This window comes from Chitinophaga sp. CB10 (assembly GCA_001870995.2).
Classification (GTDB): domain Bacteria; phylum Bacteroidota; class Bacteroidia; order Chitinophagales; family Chitinophagaceae; genus Chitinophaga.
In genome coordinates this window covers 1-21,700 of sequence record MLAV02000030.1, presented here as the reverse complement: position 1 = coordinate 21,700, position 21,700 = coordinate 1, and the positions used below count along the sequence as shown (strand labels likewise).

The window sequence follows — 21,700 nt, the reverse complement described above, 5'->3', positions numbered from 1 at the left end:
CGAGCGTTTTTATCAAGGTCTATTGCATGAGAAGCTCTAATCCTGACTGGCTTAGTTTTAGGGGAAGCTTACAATGGGTGTAAACTATAACCAAATTGTGAAAATGTTGTATCATCATTTTTCCGAGAAAAAAGCCTCAGCTTTCCTTTATAAGTTAGAAAAGCAAACAGCAGAAATGGCGTTATTGTGCCAAAAAATTATTCAGCTAACCGAAGAATTTGAAGCAGAGTATCTGAAAAAATAATAACGGTAAAAACGAGTTTAGCCATCAGTTGTATTGGGTAATGACAGGCGATGATTTTACACTCGACATCAATAATCCGAAGAACCAAAGATTTTGTGTGTAGGAAACAATCCCGACCGACAAAATATCTATTCCGCAGCATTGGATTTGTACAATTCGAGGATTGTAAAGCTAATTAATAAAAAGGGACAGCTAAAGAGTTCCGTTATCATAGACGAGCTGCCGACGATTTATTTCAGAGGATTGGATAATCTTATCGCAACGGCGAGAAGTAATAAGGTGGCAGTTTGCTTGGGCTTTCAGGATTTTTCGCAATTAACAAGGGATTACGGTGACAAGGAGAGTAAGGTAATACGGAACCGTCGGTAATATATTCAGCGGTCAGGTCGTGGAGAAACAGCAAAGAGCCTGTCAGAACGCTTCGGTAAAGTGTTGCAGAAGCGCCAGAGTATGATCATCAACCGAAACGATAAATCCACTTCCATATCTACCCAATTGGATAGCCTGATATCTGCTTCAAAAATTTCCACGCTCACACAGGGTATGTTTGTTGGTGCTATATCAGATAACTTCGATGAATGTATCGAACAGAAGATTTTCCATGCCGAAATTGTAGATAATGAAAAGGTAGCTGCAGAAACAAAGGCGTACCAAAAGATACCGCAAATTTTATCTTTTGTAAATGAGCAAGGAGAAAATATGATGAAGCAGAAAATTGAAAGCAATTACCGTCAGATAAAGGCAGACATTCTGCACATAGTCGGGAAAGAAATGGAGCGCATTAAGAATGATCCGGATTTACAGCATTGGTGCAGTAAGAATAATTGAGTATATATTCAACGACAGAGATAGTAATCTTATTTAGCATACTGTAAATTATATTTATCCTTGTATTTTGAGCATTATTTTCTGCAACCGTTTTAATGTTGAGATGACGGTCGTCAGTAAATCCTAAGCCAAGAGCAGTTTCTTGAATACGGCTATCTGTGTATTTTATCCTTGATTAAGCAATACGTAATCCTGAAATAGCTCTGAAGCATTATGTCTAAAATACTTAACAGTTAATTCCTGTGGGTAAAGGGTATTAAAGATAATGAAGTTAAACTTTTCGTCATTAAAAGTTCTTCCATTTCAAGCACTTTGTAGAATATTCAGCAAGAAGGTCGCAATTATATGCGACCTTCTGCAAATTTCTAATTCAAGGATATTCTTTTAATAGAATTTCGGTGTAGGATTCAGTGATTTGTTTTGCCACTGATGCCAATACGGGTAAATTGGCGGCACGGTGCTGGCTTCGTCCAGTTTTTTTATCTGCTCTACGCTTAGGTTCCAGCCCACTGCGTACAGGTTTTGCTTCAGCTGTTCTTCGTCCCTTGCGCCGATGATGATGCTGGAAACGGTAGGGCGCTGCAAAAGCCAGTTCAATGCAACCTGGGAAACGGACTTACCTGTTTCTTCCGCAATATCTTCCAGTGCATCGGTAATCCTTAGTAGATGTTCCCTGCCAACCACGTCATCCAGCACTGGGCTGCCACCGGAAGCGACACGCCCGGAAGTAGGCCATTCCTTTTTCCTGCTGAATTTACCGCCCAATCTGCCACCCGCCAAAGGCGACCAGATGATAGCGCCCACCTTTTGGTCTAACCCCAAAGGCATCAGTTCCCATTCATATTCACGATTGGCCAATGAGTAATAAATCTGGTGTGCAACGTATCTGTTCCATCCGTATTTTTCTGAAATATCCAATGACTTCATCAAATGCCAGCCCGAAAAATTGGAAGCTGCAATGTAACGCACTTTGCCGCTTTCGACTAAATCATCCAATGTCCTCAAAGTTTCTTCTACAGGTGTGTTGCCATCAAAACCGTGCATGTGGTAGATGTCTATGTAGTCTGTACCTAGGCGTTTCAAGCTCCCTTCAACCTGTTTCAAAATATGGTAACGTGAAGAGCCCTGATTGTTCGGAACTTCGTTGCCAAAAGTGAAAGTGGTTTTCGTAGAAATCAGCAGTTTGTCGCGCTGTAGGTGGGCAATGGCCTTGCCTAATATTTCTTCGGACAGACCATCCGAATAAATATCGGCCGTATCAAATAAATTTACACCTGCATCAACGCAGATATCCACGAGCCTTTTGGCTTCTTCTACCTGTGTACTGCCCCAGGCTTTGAAAAAATCGTTGCCACCGCCAAAAGTCGCAGTGCCGAAACTAAGTACCGGAACCTTTAAGCCGGAACCGCCTAAAAATCTGTATTCCATAATTGTATGTTTATGAATTGTCTGTTTAATTATTTATTGATATGCATTTATCTTTGCTTCTGAACCGTATTATCTTTCGGGTTTAAAGCTGAAAATATAATAGGGTGGTCTGCGTAAATCTTCTCCTTTACGCATGAAGGTCATATTGGATATTTGTGCCACTACCATGTAAAACGTGCCATCGAGGGCAATGGAATAGGCATCGGGCCACACCAAGCGCGGATCTTTCAAGATCCATTTGGTCTGTTTGTCGGCCCCTTCACATCGGATGCTTCCCGTTTCTATTTCGGAAAGATAGAGGTTGTCTTTGTCATCCATTACAATACCGCCAACCGGATTGACCGTTCTATCCACCGTAACCCGTTTTTCAAGTTCATCGTCGTTAAGACTTTCGTTCAACAAATCGGCGACGGCTACTTTGTACAGGTTGGGGCCAAAAGGCGACATGAAAAACAATGTTTTTCCATCTGCGGAAAGGTCTAACTGGTCGGTATGGATAGCGGGCGTTTTGCCGTCTGCCCCTTGTAGCCGAAAACCGTCAATTACCGGCTGTCCTTGGGGGTCGGCCTTGGTGAGCTTTGAACCTGCCAACAGCCTGCGGATGGCTTTTGTTTTCCGGTTCAGCACCAAGATAGTGCCCGTACCTGATTCGGTGATGAACACATGATCGCCCTGTATGCGGATGTCGTTCAAATGGCTTCCCACAGGCGCATATTCTTCGTCAATCAAAAAAACGTTGACTACCTTGTTTGTAACCAGATCAATCTCTACCAGTTTGGGCGATTGCGGTACAATGGTTTTGTAGAATGCCTCGCCTGCATCCGTTACCCATAAATGGTTGTCGGCACGGTTGATATAGAGGGAATTGAGCGAAACAAAAGCCGTTTTAGGGTCTTTGCCCGGCTGCCATTCGTTCCATCCATTGCCGGGAAACGGTATTTCCTTCCCGTCTTTTATTTCAACGAGCGACGGGTTGCTGCCTTTTTCCCAACGGGGAAAATCTGCAAACAGGCGGTTGTCGTTGGAAATGGCTATACCATTCCAGTTATGTTCGCTTGTTGTCGCCACCACGTGCAGCTTCGGTGGTTGCTGCTGGGCATAGGATGCGGTAACCATAGCGCAGAATGTCAATGCTGTAAAAAATATGTTCGTCATAGACTGTTTTGTTTAATCCTTTATAAAATAGTTCCTGGGTACTTAATCTTTTCAATTCACTTTTATTTTCACCACTAAGTAAGGCAGTTTGCGCAGATCCTTTCCGTTGTTAAATCCGGGCAAACGGTTCCACTGCCCCAGTGTTACATACACATATCCGTTACGATACGCTAATCCGTCAGGCCATACAAAGTTGTCTTTATCGTATGCCAGCAAATGATATTGCCCTTTCTTATCCCGCTGAATGATGGACTGCTGTTCAAAAGCGCCAAAGTAGATGTTCCCGTTTTCATCTTCCGCCAGTCCATCGCAGGCGGGGCGTTCCCCTTCAAAGGCTACGGCTTGCGCTATTTCTTTTTCAGAAGCGTTAAAATTGCTCAACACATCCGTTGAAATGCTGTATAGCTTCCTTCCGGTAATCGCTGTCCAGTACAGCGTTTTTTCATCAGCACTGATAGCGATGCCGTCTGCACCGCCGTTGGGGAAAGTTTGTTTCTTTAAATCATACACCAGCGGTACACTTTCCAAAAAGCCCATAAAGCCCGGTTCAGGTGAAACAGATGGATGATTATACAATACTTCCCGGACCTTGCCGCTTGCCACGTCTATGACCACCAAAGAATAATGCTCACCAAAGCCGGAATTGGCGATGTAAACCGTTCCCTGCCTGCCATGCGACAAGTCAACCCGCAGATCGTTGTAATGAGCATCGTCTGCCAAAACGGGCTTGCCGATGATCAGGCTGTGCAGGACTTTTTGGGTATGGATATCAATGGCTACGACTTTGGCAGCACCTTCAGGAATTTCTTTGATGCCAGAACGTTTACCATCGTCCAGTACCCAAAGTACATCGTTTTTGTCCATGTACATTCCGTGCGGTGAAACGAGCCAATCTTTATACGGCCTGACTGACGGATACACATAGTCTTTATTGGGGAAAGGAACCAGCTTGCCATTGACCAGCTCTGCCAATGCAAATTCCTTATGATTATCGGCGTGGCGCGGAAAGCCTAGAAACACACGGTTGTCCGAACTTACGGCAATACCTGACATATCCGGATCTGGCGGTGATATTCGGGCAATCACTTCATAATTTTGCTGTGCCATAGCTTTTGAACAGATAAAAATTAAAACAATAAATGTGATCAAGTTTTTCATTTGTCAGATTGTTTAGTGAATAGAAGAGTTATCGCCAAAGAAAGTGTTGCCCATGTAAAACCGGCAAACACAATTCCGTGCCACTTGAAATAATGCCATAAATAGCCACCGACCAGCGTTCCGAGTGCACCACCGACAAAATACATAAACATATACATCGTGTTGATACGGCTTCTTTCAGGTGGATTGCCTTCGAGAATAATGGTTTGGTTAGTGATGTGCATGGATTGCACACCAAAATCGAGCACGAATGCACCGACCACTAACCCGATCATGCTTGTTGCTGAAAAGCCGAGAATAATCCACGAAACCATAATGGTGGAAACCGCAACGACAATCAGGGTGTTTTTGTGCATTCTGTCGCTCAACCGTCCTGCACCGGAAGCGCCGAGTGTCCCTGCAATGCCAACCAAACCCATAATGCCTGCAACGTCGCTGCCCATACGGAATGGCGGTCCGCTTAACAGAAACGTCAGCGTAGTCCAGAACAGACAAAAACATCCAAAATTCAAACCACCACGTAAGCACGCTATTCGTAGTTTTGGAAGCACCCGGAACTGCTCAACGCAAGACCGTAGCAAGGAAAAATAATTGCCTTTGAAATCGGGCTTCATTTCCGGCAACCACAGCAACAACATCACAAACAAAAGTATCATCAACACTGCGGCTACTATAAAAGCGGACCGCCAGCCGAAATATTCCCCTGCAAAACCACTGACGGTACGTGAGCCGAGGATACCAATGAGCAAGCCTGTCATTACCGTTCCGATGACGGCGCCACGTTTTTCGTCAGATGCCAACTGCGCTGCCATTGGCACAATAATCTGCGGAACAATGGAGGTAAACCCGATCAGGAAACTCGCTATTTTCAACTGCAACGGTGACTGCGAAAATGCGGCAAACAACAACGAAGCAATGATGAAAACAAAGTCTGTGAGAATGAGCTTTTTCCGTTTCAGTTTGTCGCCGAGCGGCACCACAAAAAACAGGCCCAACGCATAACCGATCTGTGTGAACATGGGTACACTGCTTATTTCCACTGCGTTCACGTTAAACGTTTTTGTCATTAACACCAGCAAGGGTTGGTTATAATAGATGTTTGCCACCACCAGACCGGTGGTGGCCGTCATCAAAACCAAAAGTTGCTTATTTAACTGTTGCGAGTACATTTTCTTTATCAAATTCTATCAGTTCAAAACGGTTGCCCCAGGGGTCGCGGAAAAAACACCTGTCACGGCCTGTTATTTCCGAAGAATAGCTGATGGGTATATGCAGCTTTTCCAGGTAATTTTTTGCTTCTTGTATATCTTTCACTTCAAAAGCCGGATGCCGGTCGGAACGGGGATTGTGCCCTTCTTCTTCCCGGATGTGCAGTTGCACATCGGCGATTTCAAACCAAACCGCACCGCGCGGATGATCGCCGGGAATTTCCTTCAGGCGCAATACTTCGGTATAGAACTTTCGTGCTGCCTCTTTGCTTCCGGGCGGGACACTGATCAGTATGTGGTCCAAACGTTTGAAATCAATCATTTTCCCCGATATTTAAAACTTTTTTAATGCCTGGTGCATCACTGCCGGATCTACATCTACACCCGTCCAGTATTTAACCCCTATTACGCCCTGGTTGACCAGCATTTGCAGGCCATCCACTGTTCTGCACCCCTTGGCAGCAGCAGTTTGCAACAAATGGGTCTTGGGCGGATTATGGATACCGTCGGCCACTACCATCCGTGGCAGGACAGTTTCAAAATTGATATTCAGCCGGTCCCCTGTATGGGGGAAAAGCCCGATGCTTGTGGCATTAATAACAATTTCGGTGTCCGGTTCAATGCTGTATTTGTCTGTCCAGCACTGATAGACCGCAGTTGCCCCGATGTTGTCATTGAGCAGGTCCACGACCTCTTTGCCACGACTTTCATTTCGGTTGACGATAGTGATGTTGGCAGCACCTGCCAATGCCAGTTCGACCGCTACCGCCCTTGCTGCTCCGCCGGCACCAAAAAGCGTAACCTTTTTTCCGGCAGGATCGACAACTTCTTTCAATGCCTGCACGAAACCTTTGCCGTCGGTATTTTCGCCGATCCACAAGCCGTTTCGGTTGACGATCGTATTGACCGCACCGATAAGCTGTGCGGATTCGCCCAGCCCATCAAGGTGCTGTACCACGGCCACCTTGTGTGGAATGGAACAATTAAATCCTTTCCATCCCATAGCTTTGGCCCCGGCTACGGCCGCCTTCAGATCTTCCGGTGCCACCTCGCAGTTGACGTACCTGAAATGCAGCCCGTGATGCCTGTAAGCGGCTTCTATCATAGCAACCGTCGGATTTTCCGATGCTGGCTGTGCAAAAGAGCCTGTGATGGCCGGTAAGAAATCTACTTGCTTTGACATCAGTGGTAATAGGTATTTATGGTATTCAAAAAGGTTACTTTGTTATCGGCATATTTCCCATCCAGCGATGCCAAAAAGTGTTGCGTATGTGCCTGTTTTTTATGCCTGTCCAATGCCGTCTGGTCTTTGAACACTTCGTACAAAACCACCACACCGGGATTGTCCTTTTCCGTATTCAAGGAAAAAAGCAGACAGCCCGGTTCTTTGGAGGCTTCTTTCTGAATGTATTTTGCCGCTTCCAGTACGGCTTTTTCTTCACCCGGCTTAGGTGTAATTTCCGTAATGGCAGCGATTTTTCCTGCTATTATCTTTTGTGCCTTTACCTGGGTGCATGCCAGCAACAGCGCAGCTGCACATAACAAATATTTGCCTATGGATAAAATTTTCATTTCTTTTATTTTTTCAATTCTGTAATGCTTCCGATAATGTCATCCTGATAGCCCAATGTCACTTTTGTATTGGCATGGTCAAGAAAAGTAAGTTCGTCGGGCCATACATGCTCTTTGTAGAAAGATGAACTCAACACCTTGTCAAGCCCGGTTACGCTATCAAACCAGAGTTCGGCGGTACCGTCAAAATCATCCACGTCAATCACAGCAGACTTTTCCTGTATAGGGTGGGTCTGCAAATACCTGATGACGTGTTCTTTTGCTTCAGGTATCTGCCTGAACAGCGGGCCGTGCTTTTCTATATGATGTTTTACGAATTCTTCATGTGTCAGTTCCGGGTTGCGTTTGAGCAACATTGTCATTTTTACCATATCCTTGTTTTTTTAGCAGTGAACAAATACTATTTCTCCGGTGTCCAGCGGTGCAGGGACTTGTCTTTCAAACCATCGGGATAGGTTATAAACTCTACGAGCGTGCCCCAGGGTGCTTTTCCATACACGCCTTTGTTGTTGGGTCCGTCTTCCACATTTGCCAATGCGTGCGGTGCCGACAACAGTTCGCCACCGGCAGCCTGAAACTGTTTGCAGGCGGCATCTATATCGTCCACGTATACGGCAATGTGCTGCAAGCCATAATCATTCAGCCCCGCTGCCTTTTCCTGTGGTGCCCCGGCAAACTGGAACAGCTCAATGGTGGGGCCGTTACCTATCTGAATAAGTCGCATGTGGACAATCTTGCTTGCTTTGGGAATACCCAACTCTTTTTCAGTTTCTGCACCCTCAAAAGGTTTACTGCCCTCCGGCAATACATCATACAGTGTCTTTGCACCCAATGCTTTTTCAAAGAATGCTGATGCAGCGTTCACATCCGGCACCGTGATACCTACGTGGTCTATTCCACGAAAATTATTGCTTGTACTCATAATAATTCCTTTGTTGTTTTCTTTTTTGTCCGTTCCATTATTGCAGGAAATGAGAACAACACACCATACTGCAAGCATGATAATATCCTTGCCAATTTGTTTACATAAATGGATTTTTATCTGCATTGTTCTTGTTTTTATAATTAATAATCCAAAGACCGGCTGTCTATTATTTTGCCAATGTATTTCGGTGTGCCGTCCACTGCTTTTATCAATTGCTCGATTGTCGGTTTGAGTACATCATCGTCCAAAGCATAAGGAATGCTAACCGGATTATCAGCCGTGGCACTTCCCACGTTATAGACGGGAAGCGAGCTAAACGCACGCACTAATTTCACATCCGGATAGTAATGCTGCTGGGCATAATAAGCAACACCCGTTTGTTTTGCAGGAGCGGCTACTTCTCCGTCACGTCCGGAATAGGCATTGTCGCAGAGCACCACGATTTTGCCTTTCACCAAAGGTGCTATTTGCCTGCTGACCTCTGCTTCCGCTTTAAAAGGCAATGCCAATACGATGATGTCACCCTGCTTGGCCGCTTCCTCTACGGAAACCGCCTGTGTATTGGGGCGGCCTTCACCAGCCCGGAAAGTTCTTCCGGATGCCTGCTCGAAAACAGGATCTTATAACCCGCTTTCGCCCATTTTTTCCCCAGTGTACCACCTACATTGCCAGACCCGATGATACCAATGGTTGTCTTTTCATTTTCCATAGCTGCCTGCTTTTTTGTTTCGGGTCCGCGTGACTGGCCACAGGAACTTAAGGAAACCAGCAATAAAAGTTGCATCAACATTATGTCCAAATACTTCCTCATAATTTCTAAGTATGAATGTGGTTCTTTATTTTTTGTTTTTAACAGACTAAGCTATGGGCACAGGTGCATCGGCAGCGATCAGTTTTTCGGATTTCAGTTCTGCCCAAAAAACGGCAGGTACTTTTTCCCCGGATAAAAGAGAAGCGGCATTTTGTTCTGCCTGTTCCACGGTATGTGCACCAGGGATCACGCCTGAAACAATCTCCGGCACGGCACAAAACTGCAAGGCAGCCGTACGCAGGTCAACGTGATGGTTGGCGGCGACTTTTTTCAAGGCAACTAATTTATCTTTCACTCCTACAGGGAAATCGCCACCGTATAAATAACGGTCTTTATCTGAAAGGAAACCGGCACAAAGCGGAGAACCGATCACCAGCGAAATATCTCTTTTTGCCGCTATAGGAAACACTTTATGGAGTAAGTCATCGTGTTTGACTAGGTTGTACTGACACGCTGACAGGAAAATATCGGGATCGGCCACCTCAATGGCTTTCAGAATGGGCTCGATGGTATTGACCCCAAATCCCCAGGCTTTTATCAGTCCTTCCTCCCGCATCTTCGTCAGCTCAGGCATTGCCCCCTTTTTGGCGATATCAAAATATTCCAGCCATTTTTCCTTCATGTCCCCATTGTCAGGGGAAAGGTCGTGGATATAGACAATATCAAGGGAAGAAACGCCTAGTCTTTGCAGGCTGTCTTCCACGCTGCGCCTTATACCGTCTGCGGTATAGTCGTATCTGTAGCTGAAATTGAGTTTGCCCTTCCACAGACCCCGTTCGTGTCTGAAGTCCTCATGAGGGATCATCAACCTGCCTACTTTGGTGGAAAGTGTGAAATCTTCCCGCTTTTTGTTTTTAAGGAACATCCCCATCCGGCGTTCACTCAAACCAAGCCCATACCATGGAGAGGTATCAAAATAGCGTACTCCTGCATTCCAGGCCGCTTCTACCGTTTGGATACATTCGATATCGGGATGCTCGGCAAACCCGTTGCCAATGGCAACGCCACCAAAACCGACTTTGCTTTTGGGACGAAACCTTTTATACTTTCCTGAATTTTCAAAAGGATGTGTCATATTGTTTGGTTTTATAAATGCAGATGCATATCCAGAAATGGAGGCACTTGCCGCCAGCCCGGCTGCAGTCATTGTGCTTTGCTGTAAAAATTTTCTTCTTTCCATTGGTCTATTTGAATGAGTTGCGTGGTCTTCTATTTTTCAAAATCATAAAAATTCAATCCTACTTCCTCATTTTTCACTTTCACAACATTGCTGTTGAGCGGATAAACGAAAAATTCTCCCGCCCCCCGGATTTTGGCATCCAGTAAATGCCCGGCTAATGCGGTATAGTCGCTTCTTCCCAGCGTAATGTGCAGGTGCAGCATCGCCTTGCCTTCGACTTCAGAAATATTACCGGACAGGTTACTGATTTCCATTTGTTCCCTAAAGGTTTTGTCCACGTATTTTTTGGTTTGCGGATCAAAAAAGCGCAGCGTAGCCTGATTAGTAGCACCGATACCGGTTATTTGCCCGGCGGTTATCTTTTGCGTAACGACAAAATCTGTCAGCGATTCCAATAGGGATGATTTATCGGCAATACTTACGATGTAGGTACTGTCTACTTTTCGGGCTGTCCAGTTTTTGCCTTTTAAATTCTGTGCATTCATTGTTCCGGTTGTTAGTATGAATAAGACTAAGAGAATTGCTTTCATGATCAGTTCATTTATTTTACTGGTATTTTCAACACTTCATAAGGGCCGTGGCGCAGGTCTTTCCCGTTATTAAGCCCAGGCGATCGGTGCCATTGCCCAATGGTAACGTACAGATACCCATTGCTGTAAGCCATGCCGTCTGGCCATATCAGCCGTGGGTCGTAAGCCGCCAGCGACACTTTTCCGGATCTGTCTTTTTTTATGATACTGTATCTTGAAGCATCACCAAAATAAAGGCCTCCGTTATTGTCAATGCAAATACCGCCATTGGAAACAATCTGTCCTTCCCAGTGAATGGACTTTTGAATATCCACATCTGAAAGATTGAAGTCGCTGATAATTTCGGTGGAAATGCTGTAATAATTGGGATTGGTTGGGATTGTCCAATACAATGTTTTATAGTCGTTGCTCAGTTCAATACCGTTTACGCCACCTTGCGGCATCGTAGGGTGTTCGTAATCCAGAACATGAGGATTGCCCTCTATAAAGGTAAGAAACCCTTTTGCGGGCGAGACTTCCGGTAAATCCCTGAAAAGCTCCCGGAGCCTGCCGGTGGCTATATCTGCCACAATAATGGACTGGTCGGGCCGGGCAAAGCCATTGTTGGAAATATAGATGGTTCCTTCTTTGCCATGCGTAGGGTCGAAACGTAAATCGTTCAATTGTATGCTTTCCCTAAAGAACGGCTTGGGGATCGGGATATTTCTGATGATTTTTTTTGAATTGATATCAACGCCTACAATCTTGGTAGCGCCATTGGGGATACCGCTGATCCCGGCTCTTTTTCCCTGATCTAAAATCCACAAAGTGTTTCTGTAAAGTGTAATACCCAGTACAGATACCAGATGGTTGCTGTAATCGGCATTGGTGTTTTCATTTATTTTTTCATCGGGAAACGCAACGGGCTTGCCGTTCACAATTTCCACTACTGAAGGATGCTCATGGTTTACGCCTCCACGAGGTAAAGCCAGAAATATCCTGCCGTTTTCGCTCACGGCAATGCCTGCGGGTTCCACATCGGGCAGGCTTACCGCTACGGTTGTTTCGGTCGGGTATGCCTGTGGCATCTGTGCCTTAGCTACTGTAACCATCATTGAAAAAAATAACGCTATGTTAAAAAAATGTCTTTTCATTGTTTCCATAGTTTGGTAAGTCCGTCATTGTTCCCTGAAAACGGGTCAGCCGAAGGGAAAGGTGCTTTGGCAATGTTCCTGTCTGTTTGGGGACGTTCGCCTTTTTCGCCCCGCATCAGGTCGGGGCTTAGGCCATTGGGATAGGCGCCCAGTACGGTGAAATCATCGCTGTGCGAGATACACTTATGCCCGACACCTGCCGGAATAACCAAAATGTCGCCCGCTTTCACGTTTATCTTTTTACCGTTTTCGCCGCCCATGTGCAAAAGGGCGCTTCCGCTGAAACAGCCCAATACTTCGTGGGTGTTGCTGTGGTAATGATGAAAGGGATATACGCCCCAGCGCCAGGTGTTTGTCCAGTTGTTGGAAGCAAACCTTTGCTCTATCCAGTCGCCGCCTTTGTTACCCCTTTGTGTAAAAGCGTTCTGATATACCAGCAACGGATATTTGCTGTTGGGTATGGAACCATCGTCCTTAAAATAGAATGCTTTGGGTGTTGTTATTGGCATGGCATATAGGTTTTGTTTCAGCAAAAATGAGGCAACCATTATTCCTCCAGCCTGTATGAATTTTCTCCTTTCCATTGTCATCCAATTTGTTTATTAATCCAATTTGTTTAGCAGAAAAACCTCCATTGGCCGTTGCAGCAGATTCTCTGCTTTATGTTTAAAATCAACCAAATGGCTGTTCATTAAATGCTTTTCAAGATGTTCGCGGCTCTCCCAGTTTTCGTAAAAGAAAAACACGTTTTGTTCAGCTATTCCCTGGTGCAGGTCGTATTGGATACAGCCTTCCTCCTTCAGTGTAGGAGCTATGAGCGATTCCAACAATGCTTTCGTTTCTTCCACTTTCGATTTTTCCGCTGTCATTTTTGCTATTACGGTCAACATATTTTTTTGTTTGAATTATTTTAATGGGCCTTTGCTAACTTCCTTGCCCGCTTTATATACCGAAACTATTTTTCGGGTGTCTTTGATGTTGTTTGCAGGATTTCCGTCAACGATAAGCAGATCGGCTGTTTTGCCTTTTTCAACCGTGCCGAATTTGTTGTCTATCTTCAATACCTGTGCGGCATTTTTCGTGGCTACGGTTATCGCCTGCAAGGGCGTCAAGCCCGCTTGCACCATCAGTTCCAGCTCCAGATGTTCGCTGAAGCCCTGTGCCCGCAGGGGCATGGCCCCGCTGTCTGTACCCAAGGCAATCAATACACCTGCGTCGTACAGCTTTTTCAGGTTCTTCAATGCGGTTTCGAAAGCGTGGATATTCCTTGCATAAGCAGGTGAATTTTTTAAATCGGTCTGGTACTTTTCGGATGTGATCATTTCGTACACGCCTGGTTCCAACGAGGCTTTGAAGAACGGGTCGTTGATCCATTCGGGCCTGCGGGCATAGATATAAGCAAACTCGTCTAAGGAAAGCGTTGGGATGTAAACAATGTCCTTTGCTTTTATCTGCTGTACCAGGGCATCGTCTATTATACTGTCGCGGATGCTATGCCCGATGATGTCCACGCCGTCTGCCACCAATTGCCTTGCGTCTGAAAGATAATAGGCGTGTGCCATAACCCGAAGGCTGCGTTTATGCGCTTCGTCAACTACAGCTTTATATATCGCAGGGTTCATTTTTTTGAACTGCCCGCCAAAATCGTCCACCCATATTTTTACCACTTCGGGTTTTGTCTGTTGCAGGCTGTCCATTTCCGCAGAAATCTGTTTTACGTCCGTTGGGCGATATACATTATCCATTGCAAAGTTGATGGGCGGTGCTCCGGCTGGCACGCCAAAACCGTAGCCTGCTGTGTGGATACGGGCACCGGGAAACAAGCCTCTAGCCGAAGAATCACGGATGCTGCTTTCAAAAAGATAAGGGCGGTCGCTGCCAGCCACAAAAATGGTCAGCACACCGTAATCCTGGTATTTTTTTAATTGTGAAAGAATGTTATCACGGGTATAATTTTCTGCCTTGTTGGTAGTGCCTTTCAGGGAACCGATATGTACGTGGTCGCTGATGAGCGCCGGTAGCACTGTTTTGCCTGTGAGGTCAATTACGGTTATGTTGCTGCTGTCTAAGTTCTTGCCTATCGCGGCAATGGTATCACCCTGTAGCAGAATGTCGGCATGCTCCTGCGGCTGACCACCGTTCCCGTCTATCAGAGTAACATCCCGGAGCAACAGGGCATCGGATAATTTTTGCTTTTTCCCATCATTGCAGGACGTAACTGCCATCATTACCGCAGCCATTATTATGAGTTGAAATACTTTTTTGATGTCCATAATTATACTTTTTGACAAAATACGGCACAATTCATCTTTTTATTTAGGTATATTTAAAGGTGATTTTTGTATTTTTGTCATATTAAAAAAATTAGATGAAAAAAGTACAGTTCGAGCAGCTTGTTATACACGATTTTGAGGAGAAAACATTCCATCTGCCAGTGCATGGTCATACCTATTACGAGCTGGTGTATATACACAAAGGAAGCGGTGTCCACTTACTGAACAAGAATAGGTTTCCTTATAAAAAGGGCGACCTTTTTATCATCAGCCCGAAGGATGAACATTATTTTGAAATTGCCAGAAGTACCCATTTTACGTTCATAAAATTTACGGACGACTATTTTTCGGGACATAAGATTTACTATGAGGCTGATGCCTTTATTTCGCTGACGCCGGAAAGCATCATGCGGAACAGATTGTTGAAGGAAGTAAAACTGAAAATGGATGAACCCTGCATTTCCATTTTGAAAAACACCATAGACAACATCGTAGCCTATAATTGCAGAAAGGATATAGCCCGTTCGCCCTTAATGTTCTATCAGATACTTTCCATTTTCGGATTGATTAAAGAGGCTGCTGCAAAACTGAACATCAGGATTGACAACGGGCAGCCTGAAAAAGAAGAACTGATCTCTTATATCCACCAGCATATTTATGAACCTTCCTTAATCCAGATAAAAAGCATTGCTTCCCATTTTGCCATTTCGCCCACCTATTTCAGTGATTATTTCAAGAATAAATTTGGGATAAGCTATCGAAGTTATATTAACGATTACCGTATCAGTATTATCGAAAAACGCCTGGTTGTTGCTTCAATAACCCTATCGCAGATAGCAGATGAATTTGGATTTACAGATGAAAGCCATCTTAATAAGTTCTTCAAATCACACAAAGGGGTTGGTCCCAAAGCATACCGAAAAACAAAGATTACCTGATTATTTACTCCAGAATTTTAACATCCGATTCACTTCAATGAGAGCGATTATAACGGTTAAGCAGAAGATCACGGAAAACTGAATGAAATGTACCAAGAATAGCTTCGGTTTACAACATTGGTACAAGAAGGAGAATGCCGGGTTTAAAGCAGTTACTTTTTATTTTAGTTTATTGCTGATAAACAGATACCGCCATCAGGTCCAATTCAAAAGATTCATACAGACTACGTTTTCATACCAATAAATGTACAAATACTTACGATGATTGTACAAAACAATATAAATAGGTTTTGGCAGTTTTGTAAAAAACATGTATAGATACCTTATTCCTTTCTCCACCTTCCGATTGTATGGCATGGTAGTAATTGCTTTGCGAAAAATAATATTACAATGAGCAAAATTAAAACCAGTAATACGGACTAAGAGATTAATGGATTATAATTTTCAAATCACAAATCCTGTTTAATATTTTTTGTGGTTGATATTTAAAGTTGACTGAATGGATAAATTTTATAATGAAACCTTAAAAAAGCTGGAAATGGCAATAAATGGATTAGAGATTGAAGCCGATTCCCAGCTGCAATGGACGGAAGCTGTTATACAGCTTATCATTCAAAGCCTTGCGGATTTAAAGGGGTTTGTACTGAAAAACGACTTTAAGAATATGGAAGCAGAAATCCATTTTTTCAAATATCAGAAACCTGTTGTTGTTTCAAAGCTCATCTACTATAATGCCATTTATAAAATCGAAACGAAAAGACCTTATGGAGCCAAGCGTATCAGGAAATATTTTACCAAAGAACTGAAAAAGCTAAAAAGGTTCTTTGACAACAACCTTGATTTTTACAAGTATTACCGTAGCAATAATTCTTTTGTTGATGAGAAGTTTTTTGTACGTGAGAAGCACGATATAAGATTATGGTTAGACACTTTTTATTTTGAGGCAGACCATCGCTTTTCTACCTCGCACGATTATAAGGTGGCTAAGATAATTGCCAATGACCTGATACAGGTCTATTTGGAGGATAGACTAAATAATATCAATCAGAAAAAGGGTTCGGACACTTCGCTGAATTGGACAGCAAGCAAAACGGCATTAACCGAACTGATATATGCACTGTATTCCCACGCAGTATTTAACAATGGGAATACAGACATAAAATTGATAGCTAAAACGTTTGAAGATGCTTTTAATATTGATTTAGGCGACTTTTACCACACCTTTATGGAATTGAAAGCCCGTAAAATGAACCGGACAAAATTCCTTGACAACCTTAAAGATAGCCTTATCAGAAAAATAGATGAACAGGATGAAAGATAGGGCTGTGCCTTGTTCTATTATGCGAAAAGGAGTTTAACCCTTTTTCTTTATCTCCATATATGCAAAGCAGTACTCGCCGTATTAAAATCTTGCTGTGATTTACAGAAATATTTTTTTGTATATTTGCTATTGAGCTAACGGAAACACGTTGAAAAGCAAAGCAATAAGCACCGTTACCAAATCGTTACCTGACTTCTTTGATTATCTCTATAAAAGCTTAGTATTCAAACGATACAGCTTTTCCCTGAAAACTTTAAAATAAAATTATATTTTTGCAGCTACCAGGAAATGGTGTCTTCCTGCATTGAAACCGTTTCGCATCGCCGGAACTGATGGCGCCTACAAATATTGGATGGAGAGCTGGTATCTCCTCGGTTAAATTATTTGTAGGATATGGCAGAGAACAAATACTTACCTAAAGAACAATTCACTATTGCGGTTCAGTTGCTACGCTGGACAGTGCTCGTTTTACCGGTGGCAGTAATTACCGGTTCCCTTGTTGCATTATTTTTATGGTTATTGGATGAGGCCACGCATTTCCGCTGGGCGCATCCCTGGTTGTTGTACCTGTTACCGCTGGCTGGTGTATTCATCTATTTTATGTACCGGTTATACGGTAAGGACGCGGAGAAGGGCAATAACCTGATCATGGAGGAGATCCATCAGCCGGGAGGCGGCGTGCCTGCCCGTATGGCGCCATTGGTATTGGCAGCCACGGTGATTACCCATTTATTTGGCGGGTCGGCGGGGCGTGAAGGTACGGCGGTGCAGATAGGCGGCAGTATGGCGGCCTGGGTAGCGCGGGTGTTTGGGCTGAAGGAGGCGGATGTGAAAATATTGCTAATGACGGGGATTGCCGGCGGCTTCGGCGCGGTATTCGGCACGCCGGTGACGGGGGCAGTTTTCGCGTTGGAGGTGCTGGCCATTGGGCTGGTGCGGTACGATGCGCTGATTCCATGTTTGATATCGGCAGTCCTGGCGGATGTGGTGTGCGCCTCCTGGGGCATTACCCATACGGGGTACCAGATATTATACAAGGCTATACCAACTACAGCGGGCGTTTCCTTTTTGCATATGGACATCTGGTTGCTGCTGAAAGTCATCGTAGCCGGGGTGGCCTTTGGGTTGACGAGCTGGCTGTTTTCTACGCTGATGAAAGCGATCAAGACCAACGCGAACGCCTATATTAAAATACCCTGGCTGATACCTGTGGTTGGCGGGTTCATCATCATTGGGCTTTGTTATGTAACCGGTACGGGGGATTACCTGGGGCTCGGGGTAACGAGTGAGTCGCCCGACGGGATCAGTATCGTGAACGCCTGCCACACGAACAACCAGGTCACCTCCTGGAGTTGGCTCTGGAAGCTGATTTTCACTGCAGTAACGCTCGCGATGGGGTTTAAAGGAGGAGAGGTGACGCCTTTATTTTTTATGGGGGCTATGCTGGGCCATACCTTGGCCTTGTTGCTGGGCGCGCCGGTGGATCTGCTGGCGGGACTCGGATTCATTGCGGTGTTTGCCGGAGCTACGAATACCCCGTTGGCGTGTACGATTATGGGGGTGGAATTATTTGGGACGAATCATTTGATTTATTTTGCAGTAGCGTGTTTCACGGCGTATTATTTCAGCGGGCGGTCAGGGATTTATAGTGCGCAGCGGATGGGGATTCCGAAGGTCTTTGAGCGGGAGAAGTGAGATGGGAGTGAGGAGGCTGTTAGATATATATACATTAAAAGTGATATAATTTGCCTGGTTATATACCTTATTTTTGTGTTCGTGGAAGTGATTCAAAACTATCGGTTGCTTTTAAGAACGCTATCAGTGAATTATTAAAAGGTAAAAATAAATGAGTGTCGAACAAACGGACAGACGAAGGCTTAAACTACAGGCCTGTTTGGATAAGCTGATTACCAAAGTAGGTAAAATTCAAATCGGGACGAGAGAACAGTTTCCTTTAGGGTGGCGGAAGGCTGCAAAGGGAAGAACGGTTTGGCGTATTTTGGAAGAGCTTATCACTCAAAACCTGGAGAAGTATTACAATGAGTTGGGTATTGTGAGTATGACAACATCTGATTCAGAAATTACTGTTTATGATTTTGGTGTCCAATTTGAGGAAGAGGATGCACCTGTTTACGTAAATATTAAATCTGCCGTTGAAGGTGGCAAGACTCAGAAGGACGATATATCGAAAGGTGTTGGGTTGAGGAAATTTTATGAGGCTGATGTAAACAGGGATTTTTTTGTGGGGGACTATTTCAATAAGTGTGTAAACTTAAAAATCGGGGAATCAGGATAATAATTAGATTCTCACCCTTTTATCAAAAATAGTTAAAAACTGATTTAGGATCATGCCCCAGTTTCTAATGGGCATGGTCCATTTTTTTGATACTTCCCGTAAAGCCAGGTATACAGATTTAAGCACGGCTTCATCGGTAGGGAAGGATAGCTTGTTTTTTGTGTATTTTCTAATTTTACCGTTGAGATTTTCGATGAGATTTGTCGTGTAGATGATCTGTCTGATCTCCAGGGGGAAGTCAAAAAAGACAGTCAGTTCCTCCCAGTTTTCACGCCAGCTTTTGATGGCGTATGCATACTTTGCGCTCCATTTAGCATCCAGTGCGTCAAGAGCAGCCATAGCAGCCTGTCTGGTCGGTGCCGCATAAACATCTTTCATATCTGTGGTAAATTCCTTTTTATCCTTCCAGACCACATAGCGGCAGCTGTTACGTATCTGATGTACGACACAAACCTGAGTGGCAGACTGTGGGAACACGGATCTGATGGTCTGAGTGAAGCCATTCAGATTATCCGTGGCCGTTATTAAAATATCTTCCAGACCACGCGCCTTAAGATCTGTAAGCACAGTCATCCAATAAGCAGCTGATTCATTCTTACCCAGCCACATTCCCAGCACTTCTTTAAGACCATCCCGCTTTAGGCCCACTGCGATATAAACAGTTTTATTCACTACTTTGCTGTTATCCCGTACTTTAAACACAATGCCATCCATCCAGACTATGAGATAAACAGGTTCTAGTGGCCGGTTTTGCCAGGCGACAATATCTTCCGCTACTCGGCTGGTTATACGGCTGATCGTGGCCGTGGAAACGTCAAATTTGTACACTTCCCTTATCTGCTCTTCAATGTCAGATACGCTCATTCCCTTGGCGTAAAAAGATACAATTACCTCCTCGAGCCCCTGAACCATCCCTTCCCGTTTAGGTACGATCATGGGATTAAAACTGGCATCCCGGTCTCTGGGGACTCTTATCTCAGATTCTCCATAATTGGTCTTAATCTTCTTTTTACCATATCCATTACGACTATTGCCACTTTCATTGGGTTCATGCTTATTATATCCCAAATGGCTATCCAGCTCTCCTTCCAACATTTTTTCAATGCCTCGCTTCTGAATCTGGGCAAGGAAATCATTCAACTGATCTGCCGTTTTAAACTGCTTCAGAAAGTCATCTGATAAAAAATCTTCTGTCTTCATAAAACTGTATATGATTTAAAATTAAAAAATCGAGGTGAAACACCCCGATTTTTAGTATTTACACAGTTTATGAGATAGTGTCTTTTGTGGCTACCTTTTTTATCAATTTTAATGAAGATATGACGATTGAAATTGTGAAATGTATTGCCTTTCCAATTGCCTGGATCCCTGATATATACATTAACCCCAGCAACAATGGAAATCTTCAATCGAGCAAGTATAAAAACTTAAGCGATGCTGTTAAAAGAACATCCGGGGAGTTTTTTGAGGAGTTCAAAACTGCAATGGAGGTAGCCTTTCAGAAAAGGCATAAGAAACTAAACCCTTGATTGCAGGTTAAGCGCAAAATGTTGAATATCCTCTATGATAGACTGTTCAAAGTCTAGTTCTTCAAAAACGATATTATCAATTTTTTGAATGTACTTATTACTATCTTTGGGCTGTACTTTTTCTTTGTAGGCCTCCTGGGCAATCAGGGACAGTTTATCTTTTGTGGTTTGCGAAAAGGGAATAACAGGGATTTTAGAGACATAACCCGAGGTAATCATGTTAGAACGAATGAGTACCCCTCTTACAATGTAGGTAACAAGACTGCTGTTTAAGTAAGCGATCAGCCACCAAATGTCTTTTTTGTCACAGAAAATATTTGCGTTCACACCAAAGGTACTTCCCTTGGGAAGATAGCAGGCGCTGAAAGGAAGCCCCATGGAAGAACAGGTAATGCCTTCTTTCAACATAAAACCTTTATTGCGAACCATGAAGTTTTTAATCTCCTTATCATAGATCAGGTAGTCGTTCGTAAGAAAGGCATCGGCTTCACAAAAGAATTTTCTTGAGCCGGGGTTTTTATAAAACGGCACTTCAAATCCTGCCTTCAGATCTTTGGAAAGGTATTTTGTGTCGGCGCCGGTGGAAATTCCGGTAATACATTTGTATAGCTCACCGATGCGGGGATAAGCAAACAGGGATTGAACTTCATTGGGTATATCAATTACAAATTCAAACAGATTGTTTCCGCTTGAATTGATAATATTTTCGAGCGGGGATTCGATAAATGCTTTCTGTGCGAGCTTTAGCTTAAATTCTTCTTTGTTTTTTGTTCGGTTTAATGATTTAACCTGCTGCTGATATTTCTTGCCCTTTTGTAAAACCATGATTACTGTCCGCACATCCGCTTTTTGTTCCCAGAACAAATTGGTTGGGCACAAAATAAGAAAATGAACCGAACAACTATTCAGTATTTGTTCTCTTAGCGGGTTGTGCATTCGGGCCGTAAGAAAACTATCAGCTGTAATTATCGACATTAAAGCTCCCTCTTTTGCGCTGTCAATAATTGCAGAAATAAACATGGAGTACATGTTGTGAACACCAACGTTGCCAAAAAGTTGGAGCAGTTCTTTCTTGTTATTTTTTATCACTATTGTCCGACTAAAATAATGTTTTAGGATGAAAAAAGGCAGTTCCGAAGAACCGCCCAATTTGGTAAGTTTGAGTTACCAC

At 43.9% G+C, this 21,700-nt stretch carries 22 protein-coding genes, 3 pseudogenes and 1 riboswitch; of the genes and pseudogenes, 6 read left to right on the top strand and 19 right to left on the bottom strand.

Translation table 11 applies throughout. The annotated features are described in order from the left end of the window. Positions 1-73: 73 nt before the first annotated feature. Both BOC67_RS25265 and BOC67_RS25260 read left to right on the top strand, forming a co-directional pair. A pseudogene (locus tag BOC67_RS25265) lies at positions 74-244 on the top strand (hypothetical protein); the annotation flags it as partial. Between the two features lie 25 nt (positions 245-269). Then, positions 270-1,072, top strand: a pseudogene (locus BOC67_RS25260) (TraM recognition domain-containing protein); the annotation flags it as partial. 384 nt (positions 1,073-1,456) lie between these two features. Here the strand turns inward: BOC67_RS25260 and BOC67_RS25255 are convergent. From BOC67_RS25255 to BOC67_RS25175, 17 genes and pseudogenes are all read right to left on the bottom strand, one after another. Beyond that, positions 1,457-2,500: an aldo/keto reductase gene (locus BOC67_RS25255; protein ID WP_282636473.1), complete on the bottom strand. Its 1,044-nt coding sequence runs from the start codon at positions 2,498-2,500 to the stop codon at positions 1,457-1,459. 69 nt (positions 2,501-2,569) lie between these two features. Continuing rightward, positions 2,570-3,655 carry an L-dopachrome tautomerase-related protein gene (locus BOC67_RS25250; protein WP_291914992.1) on the bottom strand — a complete coding sequence of 362 codons (1,086 nt, stop codon included), beginning with the start codon at positions 3,653-3,655 and terminating at the stop codon, positions 2,570-2,572. A gap of 51 nt (positions 3,656-3,706) precedes the next feature. After that, positions 3,707-4,813 carry an L-dopachrome tautomerase-related protein gene (locus BOC67_RS25245; protein WP_291914991.1) on the bottom strand — a complete coding sequence of 369 codons (1,107 nt, stop codon included), beginning with the start codon at positions 4,811-4,813 and terminating at the stop codon, positions 3,707-3,709. Continuing rightward, on the bottom strand, positions 4,810-5,943 hold the full coding sequence (locus BOC67_RS25240; protein WP_291914990.1) for an MFS transporter: 1,134 nt from the start codon (positions 5,941-5,943) through the stop codon (positions 4,810-4,812). The genes BOC67_RS25245 and BOC67_RS25240 overlap by 4 nt, the downstream gene beginning before the upstream one ends. 16 nt (positions 5,944-5,959) lie before the next feature. Further along, on the bottom strand, positions 5,960-6,343 hold the full coding sequence (locus BOC67_RS25235) for a VOC family protein (protein WP_291914989.1): 384 nt from the start codon (positions 6,341-6,343) through the stop codon (positions 5,960-5,962). 12 nt (positions 6,344-6,355) lie between these two features. Further along, positions 6,356-7,204 (bottom strand): shikimate dehydrogenase, encoded by an 849-nt coding sequence (aroE, locus tag BOC67_RS25230; protein WP_291914988.1) that lies wholly within the window; start codon positions 7,202-7,204, stop codon positions 6,356-6,358. After that, complete coding sequence (locus BOC67_RS25225) at positions 7,204-7,593, bottom strand: putative quinol monooxygenase (protein ID WP_291914987.1); 390 nt, start codon at positions 7,591-7,593, stop codon at positions 7,204-7,206. Before BOC67_RS25225 ends, aroE begins: the two co-directional genes overlap by 1 nt. Before the next feature lie 5 nt (positions 7,594-7,598). Continuing rightward, positions 7,599-7,964, bottom strand: coding sequence for an EthD domain-containing protein (locus tag BOC67_RS25220; protein WP_282636480.1), 366 nt, complete (start codon positions 7,962-7,964; stop codon positions 7,599-7,601). Positions 7,965-7,993: 29 nt separating this feature from the next. Continuing rightward, entirely contained in the window at positions 7,994-8,641 is a 648-nt protein-coding gene (locus tag BOC67_RS25215) for a VOC family protein (RefSeq protein WP_282636481.1), read from the bottom strand. Between the two features lie 17 nt (positions 8,642-8,658). Continuing rightward, positions 8,659-8,973 carry a hypothetical protein gene (locus BOC67_RS25210; protein ID WP_282636482.1) on the bottom strand — a complete coding sequence of 105 codons (315 nt, stop codon included), beginning with the start codon at positions 8,971-8,973 and terminating at the stop codon, positions 8,659-8,661. Between the two features lie 39 nt (positions 8,974-9,012). Beyond that, positions 9,013-9,227 (bottom strand): annotated as a pseudogene (locus tag BOC67_RS25205) (NADPH-dependent F420 reductase); the annotation flags it as partial. A 148-nt stretch (positions 9,228-9,375) separates the two neighbouring features. Next, positions 9,376-10,509, bottom strand: coding sequence for an aldo/keto reductase (locus tag BOC67_RS25200; protein ID WP_291914986.1), 1,134 nt, complete (start codon positions 10,507-10,509; stop codon positions 9,376-9,378). A 29-nt stretch (positions 10,510-10,538) separates the two neighbouring features. Further along, positions 10,539-11,039 (bottom strand): PPC domain-containing DNA-binding protein, encoded by a 501-nt coding sequence (locus BOC67_RS25195; protein ID WP_282636486.1) that lies wholly within the window; start codon positions 11,037-11,039, stop codon positions 10,539-10,541. Between the two features lie 11 nt (positions 11,040-11,050). Then, the gene (locus tag BOC67_RS25190) at positions 11,051-12,172 is read right to left on the bottom strand and encodes an L-dopachrome tautomerase-related protein (protein WP_291914985.1); all 1,122 of its coding nucleotides are present in this window, start codon (positions 12,170-12,172) and stop codon (positions 11,051-11,053) included. After that, positions 12,169-12,681, bottom strand: coding sequence for a cupin domain-containing protein (locus tag BOC67_RS25185; RefSeq protein ID WP_291914984.1), 513 nt, complete (start codon positions 12,679-12,681; stop codon positions 12,169-12,171). The genes BOC67_RS25190 and BOC67_RS25185 overlap by 4 nt, the downstream gene beginning before the upstream one ends. A gap of 93 nt (positions 12,682-12,774) precedes the next feature. Then, entirely contained in the window at positions 12,775-13,062 is a 288-nt protein-coding gene (locus BOC67_RS25180) for a putative quinol monooxygenase (RefSeq protein WP_282636489.1), read from the bottom strand. Positions 13,063-13,077: 15 nt separating this feature from the next. Then, positions 13,078-14,445, bottom strand: coding sequence for an amidohydrolase family protein (locus BOC67_RS25175; RefSeq protein ID WP_291914983.1), 1,368 nt, complete (start codon positions 14,443-14,445; stop codon positions 13,078-13,080). Between the two features lie 95 nt (positions 14,446-14,540). On the opposite strand from BOC67_RS25175, the gene BOC67_RS25170 reads away from it, so the two are divergent. From BOC67_RS25170 to BOC67_RS25155, 4 genes are all read left to right on the top strand, one after another. Then, positions 14,541-15,383 (top strand): AraC family transcriptional regulator, encoded by an 843-nt coding sequence (locus BOC67_RS25170; protein ID WP_282636491.1) that lies wholly within the window; start codon positions 14,541-14,543, stop codon positions 15,381-15,383. 499 nt (positions 15,384-15,882) lie between these two features. Further along, the gene (locus BOC67_RS25165) at positions 15,883-16,704 is read left to right on the top strand and encodes an RteC domain-containing protein (RefSeq protein ID WP_291914982.1); all 822 of its coding nucleotides are present in this window, start codon (positions 15,883-15,885) and stop codon (positions 16,702-16,704) included. 275 nt (positions 16,705-16,979) lie between these two features. Continuing rightward, positions 16,980-17,053: riboswitch (Fluoride riboswitch) on the top strand. A gap of 44 nt (positions 17,054-17,097) precedes the next feature. Then, positions 17,098-18,399: a voltage-gated chloride channel family protein gene (locus BOC67_RS25160; RefSeq protein ID WP_291914981.1), complete on the top strand. Its 1,302-nt coding sequence runs from the start codon at positions 17,098-17,100 to the stop codon at positions 18,397-18,399. Between the two features lie 151 nt (positions 18,400-18,550). Beyond that, complete coding sequence (locus tag BOC67_RS25155; protein WP_291914980.1) at positions 18,551-19,000, top strand: hypothetical protein; 450 nt, start codon at positions 18,551-18,553, stop codon at positions 18,998-19,000. A gap of 3 nt (positions 19,001-19,003) precedes the next feature. Here the strand turns inward: BOC67_RS25155 and BOC67_RS25150 are convergent, their stop codons facing one another. Continuing rightward, the gene (locus BOC67_RS25150; protein WP_291914979.1) at positions 19,004-20,200 is read right to left on the bottom strand and encodes an IS256 family transposase; all 1,197 of its coding nucleotides are present in this window, start codon (positions 20,198-20,200) and stop codon (positions 19,004-19,006) included. A 317-nt stretch (positions 20,201-20,517) separates the two neighbouring features. Beyond that, positions 20,518-21,678: an N-6 DNA methylase gene (locus BOC67_RS25145; RefSeq protein WP_291914978.1), complete on the bottom strand. Its 1,161-nt coding sequence runs from the start codon at positions 21,676-21,678 to the stop codon at positions 20,518-20,520. Positions 21,679-21,700 lie beyond the last annotated feature (22 nt).